At 68.9% G+C, this 2527-nt stretch carries 1 protein-coding gene and 1 pseudogene; one reads left to right on the top strand and one right to left on the bottom strand.

Annotation, left to right across the window (positions count from 1 at the left end):
• Positions 1-41 precede the first annotated feature (41 nt).
• Positions 42-1601 carry an RICIN domain-containing protein gene (locus ACFU7Y_RS42950; protein ID WP_380771901.1) on the bottom strand — a complete coding sequence of 520 codons (1560 nt, stop codon included), beginning with the start codon at positions 1599-1601 and terminating at the stop codon, positions 42-44.
• 238 nt (positions 1602-1839) lie between these two features.
• Here ACFU7Y_RS42950 and ACFU7Y_RS42945 point away from each other — a divergent pair.
• Positions 1840-2432 (top strand): annotated as a pseudogene (locus tag ACFU7Y_RS42945) (transposase); the annotation flags it as partial.
• Positions 2433-2527: the final 95 nt, after the last annotated feature.

Raw genomic sequence — 2527 nt, 5'->3', positions numbered from 1 at the left:
CCCCGGGCGATGGGTGGCAGCTTTCGGTCCGCCATGCCTGTCTACGGAAGGACGGCCCAGCGCTGGGTCTTGTCGCTGCTGCGCGCCTGCCTGACGGTCGCATTGGTGCTCGTGGTGCTGAGGACGAGGCCGGTCGCCTGACAGGTGAAGGTCAGGGTGCCGCTGTCGTTCTGGGTGACCGTCCACTTCTGCTTCGGGTCCGCGGGGTCGAACGTCTGGGCGGCGACCGAGTTGTACTGCCCGAAGGACGTGAGGGCCCGCGGGGTGGGACAGCCGTCGGAGATCCGCACCGTGCCGTCCGCGTTGGCGTCCAGCTTCCAGCGCTGCTCGGGGACGGACGCGTCGTAGGCGGTCATGTCGGTCCGGGAGCTGGAGCCCACCCAGCACGGGTCCACCCGCCTCAGCGCGAGGTTGTAGCCGTTGGTGAGGCCGTGGTACTTGCCGTCGCCGACGGCCGGCACGGCGTAGTGGACGGTGTGTCGGGCCGGTTGGTCGAGCGCCGTGCCCGTGGTGGCGAGCGGCGGGTTGGCGGCGGGCCGGACATTCCTGTAGTACTCGGCGAAGCTGGCCGGGCTGTTCCCGGTCAACGCCTTGATGGTGCCCTGCCAGCCGCCGTCGACCTGCCGCCAGAGGTCGAGCAGCGAGCCGGCCACGTTTCCGGGCACCTGGTCCCCGGTGTCCCAGCCGCCACCGTAGACGTAGGCGCTGCTGCTCCCGTCCGCCCAGACGTACCGGTTGTCGCCGAGCAGGTAGGCGGCGGTGGCGTTGGCGAAGCCCTCGACCCACGCGCAGGGGCGGGAGCTGGCCGTCCAGATGATGTTCGGCGTGCAGATGCTGTCGGGCGGCATGGCGCCGTTGTAGAGACGGTCCATCAGGAAGTGGCCGCCCTCGTGCAGGACGACGTGCTCGGCGTCGGGGTCGGCGTCGGGGAGGTAGACCGTCTTGTCGAGGTACAGCGGCCCGTCGGTCGAACCGGGGTACCACTTGACGGTGAGCTCGGTGCAGGCCGAGTTGTTCGGCTCGTGCGTGCTCCAGCACAGGCTGACCGGGTTGGTGCGGTTCCACCACAGCAGGTTGAGGGTGTCGAAGGCGTGCCAGGCCCGCGAGGTCTGGGCCGAGGGCTTCAGGACACCGAGGGAGGTGCTCGCGGAGACGTTCTCCCGGACCGGCGAGTCCAGGGTGTACGTGGTGCCGTTGGCGTCCGCGGTCCTCCACAGCCGGGAGCTCTCGGCGTCGAACCGCACCCACATGCTGCTCATCGTCGTCGTGGTGGTGGGGGTGTAGCAGAGGTTGTAGGAGCCGTCGAGGTACGAGGTGTAGTCGTAGGCCACGTTGACGTTGAGCCGGCGCGCGGGGTCGGTGGGCTTCTCGCGGCCCCACAGCTGGATGTTGGCGTTGCGGACGGGCCTGGTCCGGGTGGGCTTGGACGGGCCCTCCTCGGCCGCCTGGTAGTCGAAGAGGAGCTGGCCGCTCAGACAGATCGGGTTCGCGGCGGCGGCCACGGCGGGGGTCGCCACGAGCGGGACGGCCGCCACGGCGGCGAGGAGTGCGGTGCCGAGCGTGGCGATGCGGGTCAGGCGCGTGCGCAGGGGTATGGCCATCGCGGTCCTCTCATGGGTAGGTGATCGTTCCGGTTAGCATGTCCATGATCGGCGTGCGGTCCGGCTCGCGGAAGGAGCGCGCGGAAGCGTGCGCGGGGCGCACGGCCACAGCCGTCCCATCGTGCCGCTCGGGCAACCTGTCCTTTGCTCTGTGCAGGCCGGCCCTAGGGCACGTATTCGGTCGTGATCAATTTGCACGATTCACCTTCGCGGCGGGTCATCCGGTAGACCGTGGTGCGTGACGCGAGCGCAATTGACGGATGCGGAGTGGGTGTTGATCGAGCCGTACTTGCCGATCGGCGAGTACGGCCCGTACCCGGAGCGACTGCGGCAGCAGTTCGAGGGCGTGATCTGGCGATTCCGGACGGGCGGGCAGTGGCGGGAGATGCCGAGGGAGTTCGGTGCTTGGTCGACCGTTTCCAATCGGTTCCGGCAGTGGCGGGACGCCGGCGTCTTCGAAGCCCTGATGGAGGGCCTGATCGCGGAAGCAGCGAAGCGCGGCGAGGTGGACCTGTCCCTGGTCAGTGTGGACTCCACCACCGTGCGGGCCCACCACGACGCCGCCGGGATGCACCTCGGCTCCGACACCATGGCCGTCCTGGAGAAGGCCGCCGAGGAGGCGCAGAAGGCCCGACAAAAGGGGGAGGCCCGGAGGAACAAGACGGGCGGGATGCCGAAGGTGACCCGAAACGGGAAGAATCGCGACGCATCCGGCGTCGGCGCAAGCTCCGGCTGAAGGAAGCCCTGCTCGGACGCTCCAGGGGTGGGCAGACTAGCAAGGTCCATTGCGGCGGCGGGCGAAGGTGCCGCCCGTTGGTGTTCATCCTGACCTGGCTCTGTTCACGAGAACGGACAGCACATGTTCAGCACTTCGGGAGTCAGTTGATCGCCTGCCGGAATCGAACTACACGGCTGTCAGCGGCCCT

It is taken from the genome of Kitasatospora sp. NPDC057542 (genome assembly GCF_042801945.1).
Classification (GTDB): Bacteria; Actinomycetota; Actinomycetes; order Streptomycetales; family Streptomycetaceae; genus Kitasatospora.
Note: the sequence above shows the minus strand (reverse complement) of the source record. Positions and strands in the feature narration are given on the sequence as shown.

Coding starts and splice junctions, on each gene's coding strand:
- ACFU7Y_RS42950 (WP_380771901.1), bottom strand. CDS start 1,601: ATGGCCATACCCCTGCGCACGCGCCTGACCCGCATCGCCACGCTCGGC.